Origin of the sequence: Caballeronia sp. ATUFL_F1_KS39 (assembly GCF_023630985.1) — a bacterium.
Classification (GTDB): domain Bacteria; phylum Pseudomonadota; class Gammaproteobacteria; order Burkholderiales; family Burkholderiaceae; genus Caballeronia; species Caballeronia zhejiangensis.
Genome location: NZ_JALQDZ010000017.1, coordinates 41,094 through 59,078 on the forward strand (window position 1 = coordinate 41,094; position 17,985 = coordinate 59,078).

The window sequence follows — 17,985 nt, forward strand, 5'->3', positions numbered from 1 at the left end:
GCCGGATCACGCCGTCTTGTACTGATTGCGCGCCTCGGGCGACCGATACAGCACGAGCGTCGCGATCAGGCCGCACACCGCGGCAAGTCCCATCCACAGTCCGGGCGCGGCCTTGTTGCCGGTCGCGTGGATCAGATACGTCGAGATCGCGGGCGTGAAACCGCCGATGGTCGTCGCGAGGCTATAGGCCATCGAGAAGCCGGTCGTGCGTACATCGACGGGCATTACTTCGGTCAGCGCCACCACCATCGCGCCGTTGTAGCTGCCGTACAGGAACGAGAGCCACAGTTCGCACATCAGCAGACGCACGAACGACGGCTCCGCGACGAGCCATTGCACGACCGGATACGACGTCAGAATGGTGAGAATCGTAAAGACGAGCAACACCGGGCGGCGGCCGACGCGATCCGAGACCGCGCCCATCAGCGGCAGCCAGACGAGATTCGAGATGCCGACGCATACGGTCACGACGAGCGCATCGATCGCGGAGAGCTTCAGCACTTCCTTGCCGAAGGTCGGCGTGTACGCGGTGATCATGTAGAACGACACCGTCGTCATGATGACCATGCCCATGCCGGCCAGCACGATGCCCCAGTTCTGCCCGATCGAGCGCGCGATCTCGCCCATGCTCGGACGATGCTTCCGCGCGAGGAACTCGTCTGTTTCACGCAGCGAGCGCCGCACGATGAAGAGAAACGGCACGATCAGGCAGCCGATCAAAAACGGCACGCGCCAGCCCCACGCGGTCATCTGCTCGGGCGGAAGGAGCCGGTTCATGATGACGCCGATCAGGGCGGCGAACACGACGGCGACCTGCTGGCTGCCCGACTGCCACGAACAATAGAAGCCCTTGTTGCCCCTGGTCGCGATTTCGGACAGATACACGGAGACGCCGCCCAGCTCCACGCCGGCCGAGAATCCTTGCAGCAGCCGCCCGCCTAGTACGATGACCGGCGCGAGCGCACCGATGGTCGCGTAGCCCGGCACGAGCGCGACGCACGCGGTCCCGGCGGCCATCAGCCCGAGCGTGAGGATCAGGCCCTTGCGCCGGCCGTGATGATCGATATAGGCGCCGAGCACGATGGCGCCGACCGGCCGCATCAGAAAGCCCGCGCCGAAGACGGACAGCGCGAGCATCAGCGAGGCGAATTCGTTGCCGCTCGGAAAATAGGTTTTGGCGATCGCCGAGGCGTAATAGCCGTAGACCATGAAGTCATACATTTCGAGGAAGTTTCCGCTGACGACGCGAAACACCGTCTTGAACTTCGACTCGTTGGCGGGTGCTACGTGGGCTGTGGACATGAATTTCTCGAAAGAGCTGTGGGCGCACTTCAGTTTTTGGTTTCGGCGTGGCCGCAAGACCGTAGACGGTCGCCGTGCTCGGCCGGCCGCGACGACGGGACGACTTGTGCCATCTTTTGTAAGCGCAACGTCGACAATCTTAACGCCGCGCCGCTCGCGACTGTACACAACTTCGCGCAATATCGCCGAAATAAAGCTTAAAATACGATTACGTATGCCTAACTTTTAACTGACAGCACCTCAAAAGATGAACGCGAATATCAGGCTACGCACGGCGACCGCCGAAGACACCGCCCTCATCGCCTCGATGCACGCGTCGAGTTGGGCGTCGGCGTATCGGGGCATCCTGCCGGACGAGTATCTCGACCGCGATCTGAGCGCGGAGCGCGCCGAACATTGGATCGCACGCATGAAGGATGTCGCGGCCGGCGCGGCGACCGTGTTCATCGCGGAGCACGAGGGCGAGCCGGTCGGCTTCATCTGTCTCGTCGAGCCGGATGCGGCGGGCAGCGTGCTCGTCGACAATCTGCACGCGCTGCCGGGACATCGCGGCCTCGGCACCGGCACCGCGATGCTCGAGGAAGCGGCGCGTTGGGCACGCGCACGCGGGGCGCGGGAACTGTATCTTTCCGTGCTCGAAGAGAACGCCGCGGCGATCGGCTTTTACGAATCGCGCGGCTGGCAACTCGCGGCGCGCGAAGCGGATCACATGGCGGGCGTCGCGCTTTTCTCTCTTCGATACGTGTATCCGCTCGACTGAGCACACGAGGATCGGCTCGGTCAATAAGCATTCCTGTCAAAAATCGACAATAGGAATCTTCTGGTCGTCGGGGACGTGACCGTTTCGTATGATCGCGGGTCGAAATTTCGGCGATTCTCGCGTCGAACCCGCGGTGCTGTCTCCATACACCACGATGGTCCGGGTGAGTTGTCGCGTTGCCCACGCCCGGGCGCATGCATGTGGAATCTTCATGTCCGAACCCTTGATCGTAGTGGAAGGCAATCTGCGTCTGCCGGCGCTGCGCGTGCTGAAGGATCCGTCCTTGAAATTCGGTTGCGAGTGGACGCCCGCGTGCGCGCGACCTGTCCAGTCGGAATCCGAAGTCGCGCTGTTCGCCGCGCGCTTCGCCACGGCTTATGTGCCGGCGCTGAGCCTGTCCGACACCAGTTCGCCCTATCGCGCCACGAGCCTGTGGGGCGTGTTCGGCAAAGAGGACATTCCCCGCGCGATGCTGCGCCTGATGCAAGGCTCGAATGCCCCGAGCAACGCCAGCGACTCGCGCACCGATCCCATCCAACTGGCGGTCAACGCTCCGAAGACCGTACGGACCTATCGCCTGAGCGCGCCGGTCGCGACTGCGATCGCGGCGGCTTGCGGCGTGTTCATCGTATGGCTCGTGCTCGGATATCCGTCGGACTCGAAGCGCGACGCCGCACCGGCCGCGCAGAGCGAGACGCGCACGCAGCAAGCCGAGCCCGCATCGGCTCCGGCGCCGGTCGCGGCGACCGCCGTATCGACGGCCGATCAACCCGCGACGGACGCGCAGCCTTCGGTCGCGGAGCCTCCCGCCTCGCTCCCGGCCGCAACCGCCAATGACTCCGTCGCGCCAGGAATCGTGACTGCTGACAATCCGAAGTCACCTGCGGCATCGACGGCAGGACCGGAAAAGAACGGCGGTCGTGTGCGAGCCGTACTGACGCCGCGAGGGAAGCCGGCCTTTTACCGCATCCCTGCGTCGGACGCGCGCGTCGTGAAGCAGGAATCGGCGCGACCGGCGCGGGCGACGCGGGTCGAAAAAATCGCGAGCCGGTCCGCCAAGCACGGACCCGCGCGGCGCACGCGCTCGACGCCGGCCGCAACAATCGCGAGCCAGTCGAAGGCGTCGGAATCGACGAATCCGGCCACGCTCTACGCGATGCTTCAGCACTCACCGACACTCGACAGCAACGCGGCCTCGTCCGGTCGCGCATCCGCGAACAGCGCGCGCTGAAGCGCGCAATACGCATCAGAACGATCAACCATTCCCGGCCACGACGCCAACATGAAGCAACTACGTCATCATCTCCGTTACGCGACGCTCGCCCTCGCCTTGTCCCTGTGTGGTTTCCTTGCGCCTTTCGGCAGCACGTTCGCGGCGCCCGCAACGGCGGCGAAATCCGCCGCAAGCGAGCCCGCGCAACCCGCGCCCGTAGACCTCTCCGACTTGACCGCCAACTCGAACGCGCCGCGCGTCGAGGGGAACATCGCCGAGTTGCAGAGTCTCGTGCAGGCGGGAAGCCTCACCGAGTTGCGCGCCACGCGCAACGGCAGTTACGGGGCGCGGCTCTACTTCCTCGCGCAGGAAATGCTGTATTACGTCGCGCTGTCGCAGGACGCGCGCTTGTGGCGCGTCGTGAAGACACAGGACGCGGCCCGCGCGGAAACGATCTACGCGCAGTTCTCACGCAAGAGCTTCGAGCTTGCCGATGGCGAAATCCGCCGCGCGCAATTGCAGGCGCAGAAAGCGCTGCTCGATCGCGTGATCGCGAAATCGGCGGATCGCGCCAACCGTCTCACCGCCGATCTCGAACTCGCGCAGCAGCAGGATTCGCAGGTGTCGCAACGTCAGCAGCAATTGCAGGCCGAATCGGCCGTGCTGCAAACGGACAAGCTCGAAGCCGAACGCAAGCTGCGCACGCTGCAGTTGCAGGTCGAGCAGCTTCAAAAGAAGACGGAAGCCGGACTCGCGCCGGTGAGCGCGTCGCCGTCGCGTTGATCTGCGCGATACGCATCTGAAAACGAAGAAGGCCCGCTCGATCCGAGCGGGCCTTCCTGCTTGGCGACGTCGAAAACGCGTTTCGCGTCAGAAGCGTGTTTCGCGCGCGACGCGCAGAAACGTATCGAGCAGCGGCGTGCAATCGAGCAGTTCCGCGCCGCCCGCGCGATGAAACTCCGGATGCCACTGCACGCCGACGACAAACGGCGCCTTCCGGTAGCGCACCGCCTCGATGATCCCATCGGAGGCCGACACCGCCTCGATGTTCAGATCGCGCCCGATCGTCTTCACCGCCTGATGGTGGATCGAGTTGACGATCGCCTCGCGCTGGTTGGGGAACATGTTGACGAGCGTGGAGCCTTCGGGGAAGCGGATCGAATGCCTATGCTGGTCGTACTGCTCGTTGACGTGGATGCCGGCCGTGGGCACATCGGTGGCGATGTCGCCGTAAAGCGTGCCGCCGAACGCCACGTTGATGAGCTGACAGCCGCGGCACACGCCGAGCACCGGCTTGCCCGACTCGACGAACTCATGCAGCAACTCCAGTTCGTACATATCGCGCACGCGGTCGCCCGGCCATTCGGGACGCGTCGTCGCTTCTTCGTACGACTGCGGCGAGACGTCCGCGCCGCCTTGCAGCAGCAGGCCGTCGAGATGCTTCGCGTAGTCGCGCAGACGGATATTGCTCGTGTGCAGCATGCCCTGATTGCCGACCGTCGGAATCATGAACACGAGCACGTCGCGCGACATCACCCAATGCGCGATGGATTCCTCGAGATATTGCAGCGTCTTGCCGCGCAACCCTTTCGCGCCCGGCTCCGGATGAAAGATCCGCGCCGACACGCCGATGCGCAACGTGCGCTGAGTCATGCGCTGTCCCGCGCGATCGAAAATCTGCCGCGCGCGCGCCGCGATCACGCGGCCAAAGACGGACCACGCCGAATCGGATTGCTTGAGATACGCGGGTTGAGGCTGCGCGGACGTCTGCTCGGTGGCGGGCAGCGGCGGCGGATTGAGCTTGCCGAAGTCCGGCGCCTCGGTGAATTCGGGCGGCAGAACGGTGGCGCGGCCAGTCGGGGAATCGGACGACGCGGATTGCGCGTTCGCGGTGCTGGCGGCTTCCGCATCGGTCGCGGCCTCGAAGTTTTCGGCGAGGCTCGCACGCGGTTTCGCCGATGCGCGCTGCTTCTCGCGCACCGCGGCTTCCTGCGCGGCGGTCGCGCTAGCCGCCGATGCGCGCGCCTCGCGAGCGTCCTGCAGCGCGTCGTCGCGGCGGGCTTGCGCCGTGTCGGCCGGCTCGACGTTCGACGCGCTCGAAGGCGCATCCGTCGATGCCCGTTCGGTCGCGCTCGCCTGCGGACCGGGCGCCGAGGCCGCGGCGGCGGCTTCGGGCGAGGCCGTCGGGTTCGCGCTGCGCGGGGCGGCTTGTGAATCGGCGCCGCTGCGGCGGGCGTCGGTGCTGCTTGCGTCGTTGGACGTTTTGTTATCGCTCATTCCTGATTCAGGCGCTCGAACGCCATAAGGAGAGTGGACAAACCCCGATTATCCGCCTGAGACCTGCACGGGGCAAACCAGCACACATTTGGTCACATTGGCTCACATTATCGCGGGAACCCGGTGCGGGCCGCTGTCGGGGCTATCCCGTGACGAAAACCCTCAATGGTCGCGCGGCTCCTCGAAGGTCTCGCGCAAGGCGATCTGCATCGTCGCGTGGATTTTCACGCACCAGCGCCACAACACCGTCAGCAACAGCGCGACGCACACGAGCACGCCGACCATCAACCCGAACGGCGGCAGGATCCCGCCCGACAGTGCCGCGACGAGCAGGAAGACGCCGAACATCGCGACGATCGGAATGAGCCCGGAAATCGCCGAACGGATCGCGCTCGTGAAGCGCCCCGCTTTCGCGGGCTGCACGCTCACTTCGGCGAGCAGCAGCGCGAGCGATTCGAGCTTGCGATACACCGCGACGAGAAACGGCAGCGCGATCACCAACGCGGCGCCCCACAGCACGACGCGCTGCGCGTTATCGGTGTCGAGCCAGCGCGCGAGATAGCCCGACGCGAACGGCGCCGCATACGACGCGCCGAGAAAAATCGCCGCGACGAGCGCGAGATTCACCGCGATCTGCATGACGATGCGCCGCGTCATCGAGAAAAGCGTCGGGCCGCCGGACGCGGGCGTCAGGCTCGCGAGCCACTGCGAATACAGGCCGAAGGTATGCGCGAGCGGCGCGGGCATCGCGCGGGAAAGGCGCATCGTGAGCGGATCGGCGGCGCGGATCAGATACGGCGTGAAGAGCGTCGTGAGCGCGGACACGGCCACCGCGATCGGATAGAGAAAGCTGCTCGTGACCTTCAGCGACAGGCCGAGCGACGCGATGATGAACGAGAACTCGCCGATCTGCGAGACGCTCATGCCGACGCGCATCGACGTGCGGCCGTCCTTGCCGGCGAGAAACGCGCCGAGCCCGCACGACACGATCTTGCCGAGCACGACGGCAATCGTGATGACGGCGATCGGCCACGCGTAGTCGACGAGCACCGTCGGGTTCAGCAGCAAACCGATGGTGACGAAGAAGATCGCCGAGAACATGTCGCGCACCGGCGCGATCAGATGCTCGATGCGCGCGAGATGCCGCGACTCCGCCATGATCGCGCCGATGAGAAACGCGCCGAGCGCGATCGAATAATCGAGCTTCACGACGAGCAGGCAGAAGCCGAAGCAGAAGCCGAGCACGGTGACGAGCAGCATCTCGTCGCTCTTCGCCTTCGCGACGTAGTTGAGCGCGCGCGGCACCGTGAGAATGCCGACGACCAGCGACACCGTCATGAAAAGCAGCAGCTTGCCGAGCGTGACGACCGCGACGCCAGCGCTTACGGACCCCGTCTGCGCGATGCCGGAGAGCAGCACGAGCATCGCGATCGCGAGTATGTCTTCGACGATCAGAATGCCGAACACGATCTGCGCGAAGTGCTCGCCCTTCATACCGAGTTCGGAAAGCGCCTTCACGATGATGGTTGTCGACGAGATCGCGAGCATCGCGCCGAGAAAGAGCGAGTCCATCGAGCTCCAGCCGAACCATCGCCCGATCTCGTAGCCGACCCAGATCATCAGCACGATTTCCGAAAGCGCGGCGACGAAGGCGGTCGCGCCGACCTTGAAGAGCTTGCGCAAGCTGAATTCGAGCCCGAGCGAAAACATCAGGAAGACGACGCCGAGTTCGCCGAGCGTCTGGATGGTCGCTTCGTCGTGGATCAGATTGAACGGCGGCGTGTACGGCCCGATGATCACGCCCGCCGCGATATAACCCAGCACGACCGGCTGCCGCAGACGGTGAAAGAGCACCGTCACCACGCCCGCGATGGCCATGATCACTGCGAGATCCTGAATGAAGCCGATCGCGTGATGCATCAACTATTTCCTTACAAAATGATAATGGGATAGCCGATGTTACCGCACGGACGCGGATTCCTGCCCTCCGGCAAGCGATCTTTTGGACGCGCATCGCGCTGGTGCAAGCGCAAAGAAAAGGCCCGCGCAAATGGCGGGCCTCGATGAAAACGAAAGAACGACGGCGCTCAGACTGCCGCTTCGTTTTCCTCGCCGGTGCGAATGCGGATCACGCGCTCGACATCGGCGACGAAGATCTTGCCGTCGCCGATCTTGCCCGTGCGCGCGGCGCCGATGATCGCGTCGATGACCTGATCGGTTTGATCGTTCGCGACGACGACTTCGATCTTCACCTTCGGCAGGAAGTCGACGACATACTCTGCACCACGATAAAGCTCGGTATGCCCCTTCTGACGGCCGAAGCCCTTCACTTCCGTGACCGTGAGACCGGTCAGGCCCACTTCGGCCAGCGCTTCGCGAACTTCGTCGAGCTTGAACGGTTTGATGATGGCGGTGATGCGTTTCATGGCGTGCCTCGCGTAAAGATCGATTCAAGGGGTTCGAAAAAAGGTCGTGTCCCGCGCGGGACAGATGTTTTCGATTCTAGCCGCGTTTCATCGAGCAGGCGGTCCGTATATTCGCGAGGACGTCGGATATCACTCCTTCGTCGGCACGCGTTCGAGGTCCGCGAGCCACACCGTCGCCTGGCCGTCGCTCGGCGCGCGCCAGTCGCCGCGCGGCGAAAGCGAGCCGCCCGAGCCGACCTTCGGCGCGTTCGGCACGCATGAGCGCTTGAACTGGCTCGTGCGGAAGAACCGATCCAGGAAGATGCGCAGATTTTTGCGGATCGCGCCGATGTCGTATTGATTCCGCGTAACGGTCGGGCCTTCCGGCCACGCGCCCGCATCGCGATCGCGCCATGCATGCAACGCGAGAAACGCGACCTTCGTTGGTGCAAAGCCGAAGCGCAACGTGTAGTACAGATTGAAGTCCTGCAATTCGTACGGGCCGATGACCCTCTCCGTCTTCTGCTCCACCACGCCGCTCGTCTTGCCGGGGATGAGTTCCGGGCTGATATCGGTGGAGAGGATGTTTTCGAGCACATCGGTTCCGCTTCCGCCGATCTGTCCCGACTCGGCAACCCAGCGCACCAGATGCGTGATCAGCGTCTTCGGCACGCTCGCGTTCACGTTGTAGTGGGACATGTGATCGCCCACTCCGTAGGTGCACCAACCAAGTGCGAGCTCGCTCAGATCGCCCGTGCCGATGACGATCGCATGGTTGAAGTTCGCAAGCCGGAACAGATGGCTCGTGCGTTCGCCCGCCTGCACGTTCTCGTACGTGATGTCGTATTGTTCGGCGCCCGTGCTGTGCGGATGGCCGATGTCGGCGAGCATCTGCACGCAGCTCGGACGAATGTCGATCTCGCTCGCCGTGCAGCCGACGACTTCCATCAGCTCGCGCGCCTGCTTGAGCGTGCGGTCGCTGGTGGCGAAGCCGGGCATCGTATAGGCGAGGATGTTCGAGCGCGGCAGACCGAGGCGGTCCATCGCTTTCGCGCACACGAGCAGTGCATGCGTCGAGTCCAGCCCGCCCGATATGCCGATGACCACCTTCGACATCCCCGACGATTGCAGCCGTTGCAGCAACGCCTGCACCTGAATGTTGTAGACCTCGTTGCATCGTTCGTCGCGGCGCGCGGCATCGGCGGGCACGTACGGAAAGCGCGCGACCCGGCGTTCGAGCGGCAGCTTTTCATCGTCGGGAATCGATAGCGGAAATTCGATCACGTCGAATTGCGCGACTTCGCCGGCGTGGCGATGCGTCGAGCGGCCGAACGTGGTTTGCCGCATGCGTTCGCGCGAGAGGCGTTCGAGATCGATATCGGCGTAAATGAGGTGCGACTGGTCCGAGAAGCGCTCGGACTCCGCCAGCAGCTCGCCGTTTTCGTAGATGAGGCCTTGCCCGTCCCAGGCGAGATCGGTGGACGATTCGCCATTGCCCGCCGATGTGTACAGATACGCCGCGACGCAACGCGCAGACTGCTGCCCGACGAGCTGATGCCGATAAGCCGACTTGCCCACGACGATATTCGACGCCGACAGATTCACGAGCACGGTCGCGCCCGCGAGCGCCGCGAACGACGACGGCGGAATCGGCACCCAAACGTCCTCGCAAATCTCGACGTGAAACCGGAAGAGCGGAAGATCCTCGATCTGAAACAGCAGCGACGCGCCGAACGGGACGTCCTGACCGCATAGCGTGACCGTGTTTTCGGCGGCGGCATCGGCGGGACTGAACTGGCGCGCCTCGTAGAACTCGCCGTAGTTCGGAAGATAGCTCTTCGGCACGACGCCGCGAATGAAGCCGCCAGCGATGACGATCGCGCAGTTGAAGAGCTTGTGCTCGGCGCGCACCGGCGCGCCGACGATCATCGCGATATCGAGTTGCTTCGATGCGTCGAGAATGCTTTGCAGCGCGTCTTCGCACGCGTCGAGCAAGGCGCGCTGATGGAAGAGATCGTCGCACGTATACGCGGACACCCCGAGCTCGGGAAACGCGACGAGCACCGCGCCGTGCGCGGCGGCTTCTTTCGCCAGTTCGATCGTCTGCGCCGCGTTGAACGCGGGATCGGCGACCTTGCAGGACGGAACGCCGACCGCGACGCGCGCGAAATCGTGGCTGTACAGGTTGAAGAAATTTCTGCTCATGGCTGACATGGATGTGCGCGAGTTGCAGCGAAGGGGTCGAATCGATTATCGCATCTCAGGTTTTCTTCCTGAACGGCGTGTGCGCTTCGAGTTCCTCGATGTGCTGATCCATCGCCTGCGTTTCGGCATCGAGAAATTCGGCGATCGCGTGCGCGAAACGCTGATCCGCGATCCAGTGCGCGGACCATGTCGGCGTCGGCAACAGTCCGCGCGACATCTTGTGCACACCCTGCGCGCCGCCCTCGAAACGCGCGAGCCTATGTTCGATGCAATACGCGATGCCCTGCATGTAGCACGTCTCGAAGTGCAGCCCGGAGACGAACTCCCGCGTGCCCCAATAGCGGCCGTACATCGTGTCGCCGCCGATCATGTTGAGCGCGCACGCGAGGCGCTCGCCGTCCGCTTCGGCGATGACGAGCAGCATGCTGTCGGGCGCATCGGCGTGAATGCGGCCGAAGAACTCGCGCGTCAGATACGGCGCGTTCCAGTGCTCGCGATACGTGTTGTCGTAACAGTCGTAGAAGAAGTCGAGCGCGGCATCGTCGATTTCGCCACCGCGCAGCCACTTGTACGTGACGCCCGCATCCGCCACGCGCCGGCGATCCTGCTTCACTTTCTTGCGCTTGTCGTGGCTCATCGTCGCGAGGAAGGCGTCGAAGCTCGCGTAGCCATCGCCGGGCAGATTCTCCCAGTGGAACTGCACGCCTTCGCGCAGCATGTAGCCCGCGTCGGTGAGCGCCTCGACATCCTGCGCGTGCGGAAACAGCACGTGCAGCGACGACAGTTCGAGTCGCCGCGTCAATTCGATCGCGCCGCGCGCGAGCAGCACGCGATCCTCGTGATGCGCGGCGATGAGGCGCGGGCCCGTGACCGGCGAAAACGGCACCGCCGACAGCGCCTTCGGGTAGTAGCGCAGACCGTGGCGCTCGAAGGCATCGGCCCAGGCGTGATCGAACACGTATTCGCCGCGCGAATGCGACTTGATGTAGAGCGGCATCGCGCCGGCAAATTCGCCGCCGCGCTTCAGTATCAGATGATGCGCGCGCCAGCCGGTGCGCTTGACGGCGCACTCCGTCTCCTGCAACGCCGAGAGAAACGCGTGACGCACGAACGGGTTTTCGCCGGCGAGCCGGTTCCAGTCGTCGGCGGCGATGTCGGCGAGCGCATCGACCACATGAATTTCGACCTCGCGATTCAACAGGCTACCTCGCTGTGATTGACCGACGAGCGCGCCCGAACCATCGCAGAGCGCGCCCGAAAGCGACTATTCTCGCGCAAGTCGCAGCGGCGCGCCGATGCGGACAAAACGCCCCGGCGCGGTGCTTTCGGCGATAATGCGCGGCAAATCTTTCATCGTTCTCCCATGCCCTGGTTTCTGTACCTGATCGAATGCGCCGACGGCAGCCTCTACACGGGCATCGCGACGGACGTCGAGGCGCGCTTCACCGCGCACGCGAGCGGCAAGGGCGCGCGCTACACGCGGGCGCGAAAGCCGGTGCGCGTGCTGGCGTCGTTCGAACTGGCGGGGAAATCGGAGGCGCTGCGCGCGGAATATCGCGTCAAGCAACTGACCGCGCAGCAGAAGCGCGCGTTGATTGCGGGGGAAAGGACGCTGGAGTCGTTGTTGCCTCAGACCGAAGCAAGCGAAGAAGAATAAAAAACGCCGCCGCGTGGGTGACACGCGGCGGCGTTTTGTCGGAGAACGCGTTTACTTCTTGTAGTTCGCGACGCCTTCCGAGATTTCCTTGTGCGCGGCGTCGATGCCGGCCCAGCCTTCGACCTTCACCCACTTGCCCTTTTCGAGCGCCTTATAGTTCTCGAAGAAGTGCTTGATCTGGTCTTTCAGATACTCGGGCACGTCGTCGATCGACTTGATGTTTGCCGTCATCGGGCAGACCTTGTCGTGCGCCACCGCGACGAGCTTCGCGTCCACGCCCGATTCATCGGTCATCTGCAGCATGCCGACCGCGCGCGCACGCACGACCGAGCCCGCCAGCAGCGGATACGGCGTGATGACGAGCACGTCGACCGGGTCGCCGTCGCCGGAGAGCGTCTGCGGAATGAAGCCGTAGTTCGCCGGATAGCGCATGCCGGTGCCGACGAAACGGTCGACGACGAGCAGGCCCATGTCCTTGTCCGCTTCGTATTTGACCGGATCGCTCTGCGCGGGAATTTCGATGATGACGTTGAAATCGTGCGGGAGATCTTTGCCGGGAGGTACGTTGTTGAAGCTCATGAGCGCTCTCTGGAGAAGTTGAGATCGGAGATGGAATCGCACGGGCGGACGGTGTCTTGCGGCCCGTCGCGCTTGTCTGCGCGTGATTTCGCCATTATAGCCAATCGACCCCGCACGCCCGACGCACGTTCCCGGTTGGCGCGATAATCGGTTTCCGGCTCCAGAACATCCGATTTCAGGAGACATGCATGGAAGACGCGAAGCATTTCATCGATAACCGCTGGATCGCGGCATCGGGCAACGAGACGATTCCGGTCGTCGATCCGTCCGATGGCCAGGTCTTCGCGCAGATCGCGCGGGGCACCGCGGCGGACATCGACCGCGCGGTCGCCGCCGCCCGCGCGGCCTTCGACGGCGGCTGGGGCGCGACGAGCGCGGCGGAACGCGGGCGCATCCTCGCGCGCCTGTCGATGCTGATCGGCGCGTGCCACGAGGAGATCGCGCAGGTCGAGGCGCGCGACACCGGCAAGCCACTGAAGCAGGCACGCGCCGACGCCACCGGCATCGCGCGCTATTTCGAGTTTTACGCGGGCGCCGCCGACAAGCTCCACGGCGAAACCCTGCCCTATCAGCACGGCTACACCGTGCTCACGATCCGCGAGCCGCACGGCGTGACCGGGCATATCGTGCCGTGGAACTATCCGCTGCAGATTTTCGGGCGCAGCGTCGGCGCGGCGCTCGCCGCGGGCAACGCGTGCGTCGTGAAGCCGGCGGAGGACGCGTGCCTGTCGCTGTTGCGCATCGCGGAACTGGCGGCGGAAGCCGGCCTGCCGGATGGCGCGCTCAATATCGTCACCGGATACGGTCACGAAGCGGGCGCGGCGCTCGCGCGGCATCCGGGCATCGATCACATCTCGTTCACCGGCTCGCCCGCGACGGGCGCGGCCGTCACCAAGATGGCCGCCGACAATCACGTCCCCGTCACGCTGGAACTCGGCGGCAAGTCGCCGCAAATCGTATTCGCCGATGCCGATTTCGACGCCGCTCTCCCCGTGCTCGTCGCCGCGATCGTGCAGAACGCCGGACAGACGTGCTCGGCGGGCAGCCGCGTGCTGATCGAGCGCGCGGCGTACGAACCCTTGCTGGATCGTCTCTCGGAGGCGTTCGCGGCGCTGAAGGTCGGTCCGAGCAAGCTCGATCTCGACTGCGGCCCGCTCATCAGCGCGAAGCAGCAGCAGCGCGTGTGGGATTTTCTGTCCGATGCGCAGCACGACGGCATTCCGATGGCCGCGCACGGCGAAGTCGTCGGCGATGCGCCCGAAGCGGGCTTCTATCAGGCGCCGACGCTGTTGCGCGACGTCCCGCCGACGCATCGTCTCGCGCGCGAGGAAGTGTTCGGCCCGGTGCTCGCCGCGATGCCCTTCGACGACGAAGCCGACGCGCTCCGACTCGCCAACGGCACCGACTACGGGCTCGTCGCCGGCATCTGGACCCGCGACGGCGCGCGTCAGATGCGGCTCGCGCGCCGCGTGCGTTCCGGACAGGTGTTCATCAACAACTACGGCGCGGGCGGCGGCATCGAATTGCCGTTCGGCGGCGTCAAGCATTCGGGACACGGACGCGAGAAAGGCTTCGAGGCGCTGTACGGCTTCACGACGCTCAAGACCATCGCCATCAAACACGGATAAGGAGACACGCATGCGACTGCAAGGCAAAACCGTCATCGTGACGGGCGGCGGCTCGGGATTCGGCGAAGGCATCGCGAAGACGTTCGCGCGTGAGGGCGCGAACGTCGTCGTCAACGATCTGAACGGGCCGGCCGCCGAGCGCGTCGCGAGCGAGATCGCGCTCGCATCGTCGCCGGAGGTGAAGCACGGCCGCGCGATCGCCGTTCAAGGCGATGTGACGCAGCGCGCCGACTGGCAAACGCTCTTCGATGCCGCGATCGGGGACTTCGGCAGCGTGCAGATCGTCGTCAACAACGCGGGCACGACGCACCGTAACAAGCCCGTTCTCGACGTCACCGAGGCCGAATTCGACCGCGTCTACGCGGTGAACGTGAAGAGCATCTATTGGAGCGTCGAGCAGTTCGTGCCGTACTTTCGCGAACGGGGCGGCGGCGCGTTCATCAATATCGCGTCGACGGCAGGCGTGCGGCCGCGTCCGGGACTCGTCTGGTACAACGGCAGCAAGGCGGCGGTGATCATCGCGAGCAAGGCGCTCGCGGTCGAACTGGGCGCGGACCGCATCCGCGTGAACTGCATCAATCCGGTGATGGGCGAGACCGCCCTGCTCTCCGAGTTCATGGGCATGGAGGACACGCCCGAGAACCGCCGCAAGTTTCTCGCGACGATACCGCTCGGCCGGCTTTCGACGCCTCAGGACATCGCCAACGCGGCGCTTTATCTCGCATCCGACGATGCGGAGTTCATCACCGGCGTCGCGCTCGAAGTGGACGGCGGACGCTGCGTCTGACGCTTGCCCGCGCACGCCGCGCGCCGTGTGCGGCGAGTGCGGGCATCGGTGCTTTCCCTAGCAGAAACGGGCGTTTTGCGGTGCGGCCGACGGGCTAGAATCCTTACGCGCCTGTAATCGCGAGCGGGCCCGTCCGCTCGCCTGGCGCACACAAAAAATATTGGAGACAAGCATCATGGCCAGCACCGCCAAACCCATGCCGCGCCCCGGCGCGGGCACGCCTTCCGCGTTCGAGGAGGCCACTTACCGAAAGGTCGTCTGGCGTCTCGCGCCGCTTCTGCTGATCTGTTATGTCGTGGCGTATCTCGACCGCGTGAACGTCGGCTTCGCCAAGCTGCAGATGGCCGCCGATTTGCAACTGTCGGATGCCGTGTACGGCTTCGGCGCGGGCATTTTCTTCTTCGGCTACTTCATCTTCGAGATTCCGTCGAACATCATCTTGCATCGCGTCGGCGCGCGCGTGTGGATCGCGCGGATCATGATTACGTGGGGCGTCATTTCGGCGCTCACGATGTTCATCACCACGCCGACGATGTTCTACGTCATGCGCTTTCTGCTCGGCGCGGCGGAAGCGGGCTTCTTCCCCGGCATCATTCTTTATCTGACGTACTGGTTTCCGGCGCAGCGGCGCGGGCGCATCACGACGCTGTTCATGACGGCGATCGCGCTTTCGGGTCTGATCGGCGGGCCGATCAGCGGCTGGATCATGGATGCGTTCCACATGAAGAACGGCTGGCACGGCTGGCAATGGCTGCTGCTGCTCGAAGGCATTCCGTCGATCATCGTCGGCATCGTCGTGTTCCTGAAGCTCGACGATCGTATCTCGAAGGCTTCTTGGCTCACGCAGGAAGAACGCGAACTGCTCGAACGCAACATCGCGGCGGATAACGTCCAGAAGGAAGATCTGTCGCTGGGCAAGATCTTGTCGAGCCCGAAAGTGTGGCTGATGAGCATCATCTACTTCTCGTTCGTGATGGGACTGTATGGCGTGAGCTTCTGGCTGCCGACGATCATCAAGTCGATGGGGATCAAGGATGCGCTGCATGTCGGCCTGCTCTCCGCGATTCCTTATGGCGCGGCGGTGATCGGCATGCTGTACGCGGCGCGCAGCGCGGATCGTTCCGGCGAGCGTCGCTGGCATATCGCGATTCCGGCGTTGATCGGTGCGATCGGGCTGGTGCTGTCGGTGGTGTGGTTCAACAACACGACGCTCGCGATGCTCGGCCTCACGCTCGCCACGATGGGCATTCTCACGACGCTGCCGCTGTTCTGGAGTCTGCCGACGGCGTTTCTTGCCGGCACCGGGGCGGCTGCGGGTATTGCGATGATCAACTCGCTTGGGAATCTCGCCGGGTTTTTGAGTCCTTATCTCGTGGGGTGGTTGAAGCAGGTCACTGCTTCTAATTCGAGTGGGATGTATATGCTCGCGGGTTTTCTCGTTCTTGGGGCTGTGCTTGTGCTTAGTGTGCCGGCGCGGTTGGTTAATCGGTGAGGTTGCGTTCCACTTTTTTTTCGCGGCAGCCTGTGATCGCGTCGGTCTGTTGGCACTGCCCTTGTGCAGGGCAGTCCCAATAGACCGACGCGTAATCGCGAGCCGGCGAAAAAGAACGAAACCCGCACCGCAACGATGCACATCCCCCGTGCATGCACCAAAACCTCGCCCGCTAACCCCCATCCCCCGAAGTAAAACTTCCCTGCGATTCTCCGCAAACCCCCGCCATTAGGGCAAAAGACCCCAATTGGCATACCCCTTGCAGAACGCTCCGAGCAATCGTCATTGCTCAAACAACCACATCGGCAAGGGGAACACAGAAATGAAACGACGCAGTCTGCTGAAGTTCGGCTCCATGTCGGGCGCGCTCGCCCTTGCGGGCCAACTTCCGATCACGAAAGCCCACGCCGCCGATACCGGTCCGATCAAGGTCGGCATCCTCCATTCGCTGTCGGGCACGATGGCGATCTCCGAGACGTCGCTGAAAGACACGGCACTCATGACCATCGCCGATATCAACAAGAGCGGCGGCGTCATGGGCCGGCAGATTCAGCCCGTCGTCGTCGATCCCGCTTCGAACTGGCCGCTCTTCGCCGAGAAGGCGCGTCAGCTTCTCACGCAGGACAAGTGCGCGGTCGTGTTCGGCTGCTGGACCTCGGTGTCGCGCAAGTCCGTGCTGCCGGTGTTCGAGGAACTCAACGGCCTGCTCTTCTACCCCGTGCAGTACGAAGGCGAAGAGATGTCCCGCAACGTGTTCTATACGGGCGCCGCGCCGAATCAGCAGGCGATTCCCGCCGTCGAATATCTGATGGGACCGGAAGGCGGCAGCGCCAAGCGCTTCTTCCTGCTCGGCACCGACTACGTGTACCCGCGCACGACCAACAAGATCCTGCGCGCGTTCCTTCACTCCAAGGGCGTGAAAGATGCAGACATTCAGGAGGTCTACACACCGTTCGGACATAGCGACTATCAAACCATCGTCGCGAACATCAAGACCTTTGCCCAAGGGGGAAAGACGACTGTCATCTCTACGATCAACGGCGATTCGAACGTACCGTTCTACAAGGAACTCGGCAACCAGGGCCTGAAAGCGACGGACGTGCCTGTCGTCGCGTTCTCGGTCGGCGAAGAGGAACTGCGCGGCATCGACACGAAACCGCTCGTCGGCCATCTTGCCGCATGGAACTACTTCATGTCGGTGAAGAACCCGAACAACTCGAAGTTCGAGAAGGAATTCTTTGCGTACGCAAAGGCGCAGAACCTTCCGGGCGGCGACAAGCGCGTCACCAACGATCCGATGGAAGCGACCTTCGTCGGCATCCACATGTGGAAGCAGGCCGTCGAAAAGGCGAAGAGCGCCGATGTCGACAAGGTCCGCACCGCGATGGTCGGTCAGACCTTCGCCGCGCCTTCCGGCTTCACGCTGACGATGGACGGCAACCATCATCTGCATAAGCCCGTGATGATCGGCGAAATTCGCGGCGACGGTCAATTCAACGTCGTCTGGAAGACGAAGACCGCCATACGCGCGCAGCCGTGGAGCCCGTATATCGCGGGCAACGAGGGCAAGCCGGATGTCGTCAGCTCGATTCCCGCGTTCCTGCGCCGTCAGCGTGTGCGTGTCGCGTAACGCGTGACGTCGATGCAGCGAGGCCGCGCGTTTCATGCGATGCGCGCGGC

At 63.9% G+C, this 17,985-nt stretch carries 15 protein-coding genes; 8 read left to right on the forward strand and 7 right to left on the reverse strand.

Annotation, left to right across the window (positions count from 1 at the left end):
* Positions 1-6: 6 nt before the first annotated feature.
* Positions 7-1,302: an MFS transporter gene (locus NCR93_RS10300; protein ID WP_034472725.1), complete on the reverse strand. Its 1,296-nt coding sequence runs from the start codon at positions 1,300-1,302 to the stop codon at positions 7-9.
* Positions 1,303-1,549: 247 nt separating this feature from the next.
* Here NCR93_RS10300 and NCR93_RS10305 point away from each other — a divergent pair, with 247 nt between their 5' ends.
* The 3 genes from NCR93_RS10305 to NCR93_RS10315 all read left to right on the forward strand — a co-directional run bounded on the left by NCR93_RS10305 (position 1,550) and on the right by NCR93_RS10315 (position 4,058).
* Complete coding sequence (locus NCR93_RS10305) at positions 1,550-2,062, forward strand: GNAT family N-acetyltransferase (protein ID WP_034472728.1); 513 nt, start codon at positions 1,550-1,552, stop codon at positions 2,060-2,062.
* Positions 2,063-2,273: 211 nt separating this feature from the next.
* On the forward strand, positions 2,274-3,293 hold the full coding sequence (locus tag NCR93_RS10310; protein ID WP_175980385.1) for a hypothetical protein: 1,020 nt from the start codon (positions 2,274-2,276) through the stop codon (positions 3,291-3,293).
* Between the two features lie 51 nt (positions 3,294-3,344).
* A complete protein-coding gene (locus tag NCR93_RS10315; protein ID WP_175980386.1) occupies positions 3,345-4,058 on the forward strand; it encodes a DUF2968 domain-containing protein in 714 nt (237 codons plus the stop codon).
* Positions 4,059-4,145: 87 nt separating this feature from the next.
* On the opposite strand, the gene NCR93_RS10320 is transcribed toward NCR93_RS10315, so the two are convergent.
* From NCR93_RS10320 to NCR93_RS10340, 5 genes are all read right to left on the reverse strand, one after another.
* On the reverse strand, positions 4,146-5,552 hold the full coding sequence (locus NCR93_RS10320; RefSeq protein ID WP_008342450.1) for a gamma-glutamyl-gamma-aminobutyrate hydrolase family protein: 1,407 nt from the start codon (positions 5,550-5,552) through the stop codon (positions 4,146-4,148).
* A gap of 162 nt (positions 5,553-5,714) precedes the next feature.
* Positions 5,715-7,472, reverse strand: coding sequence for a cation:proton antiporter (locus tag NCR93_RS10325; protein ID WP_034472734.1), 1,758 nt, complete (start codon positions 7,470-7,472; stop codon positions 5,715-5,717).
* A gap of 167 nt (positions 7,473-7,639) precedes the next feature.
* The gene (gene glnK, locus NCR93_RS10330) at positions 7,640-7,978 is read right to left on the reverse strand and encodes a P-II family nitrogen regulator (RefSeq protein WP_008342452.1); all 339 of its coding nucleotides are present in this window, start codon (positions 7,976-7,978) and stop codon (positions 7,640-7,642) included.
* A gap of 129 nt (positions 7,979-8,107) precedes the next feature.
* Positions 8,108-10,162 carry an NAD(+) synthase gene (locus NCR93_RS10335; RefSeq protein ID WP_175980387.1) on the reverse strand — a complete coding sequence of 685 codons (2,055 nt, stop codon included), beginning with the start codon at positions 10,160-10,162 and terminating at the stop codon, positions 8,108-8,110.
* Positions 10,163-10,217: 55 nt separating this feature from the next.
* A complete protein-coding gene (locus NCR93_RS10340; RefSeq protein ID WP_175980388.1) occupies positions 10,218-11,360 on the reverse strand; it encodes a GNAT family N-acetyltransferase in 1,143 nt (380 codons plus the stop codon).
* A gap of 165 nt (positions 11,361-11,525) precedes the next feature.
* Here NCR93_RS10340 and NCR93_RS10345 point away from each other — a divergent pair, with 165 nt between their 5' ends.
* On the forward strand, positions 11,526-11,819 hold the full coding sequence (locus tag NCR93_RS10345; RefSeq protein WP_008342455.1) for a GIY-YIG nuclease family protein: 294 nt from the start codon (positions 11,526-11,528) through the stop codon (positions 11,817-11,819).
* A gap of 51 nt (positions 11,820-11,870) precedes the next feature.
* Here the strand turns inward: NCR93_RS10345 and ppa are convergent, their stop codons facing one another.
* Positions 11,871-12,398 (reverse strand): inorganic diphosphatase, encoded by a 528-nt coding sequence (gene ppa / locus NCR93_RS10350; protein ID WP_008342456.1) that lies wholly within the window; start codon positions 12,396-12,398, stop codon positions 11,871-11,873.
* Between the two features lie 188 nt (positions 12,399-12,586).
* Here ppa and NCR93_RS10355 point away from each other — a divergent pair, with 188 nt between their 5' ends.
* The 4 genes from NCR93_RS10355 (at position 12,587) to urtA (ending at position 17,935) form a co-directional block, all read left to right on the forward strand.
* The gene (locus NCR93_RS10355) at positions 12,587-14,026 is read left to right on the forward strand and encodes an aldehyde dehydrogenase family protein (RefSeq protein ID WP_175980389.1); all 1,440 of its coding nucleotides are present in this window, start codon (positions 12,587-12,589) and stop codon (positions 14,024-14,026) included.
* A 10-nt stretch (positions 14,027-14,036) separates the two neighbouring features.
* Entirely contained in the window at positions 14,037-14,813 is a 777-nt protein-coding gene (locus NCR93_RS10360; RefSeq protein ID WP_175980390.1) for an SDR family oxidoreductase, read from the forward strand.
* A gap of 175 nt (positions 14,814-14,988) precedes the next feature.
* On the forward strand, positions 14,989-16,305 hold the full coding sequence (locus tag NCR93_RS10365; protein ID WP_008342460.1) for an MFS transporter: 1,317 nt from the start codon (positions 14,989-14,991) through the stop codon (positions 16,303-16,305).
* Between the two features lie 322 nt (positions 16,306-16,627).
* Positions 16,628-17,935, forward strand: a complete 1,308-nt coding sequence (gene urtA, locus NCR93_RS10370) for an urea ABC transporter substrate-binding protein (protein WP_008342462.1) — start codon at positions 16,628-16,630, stop codon at positions 17,933-17,935.
* The last annotated feature ends 50 nt before the right edge of the window (positions 17,936-17,985 follow it).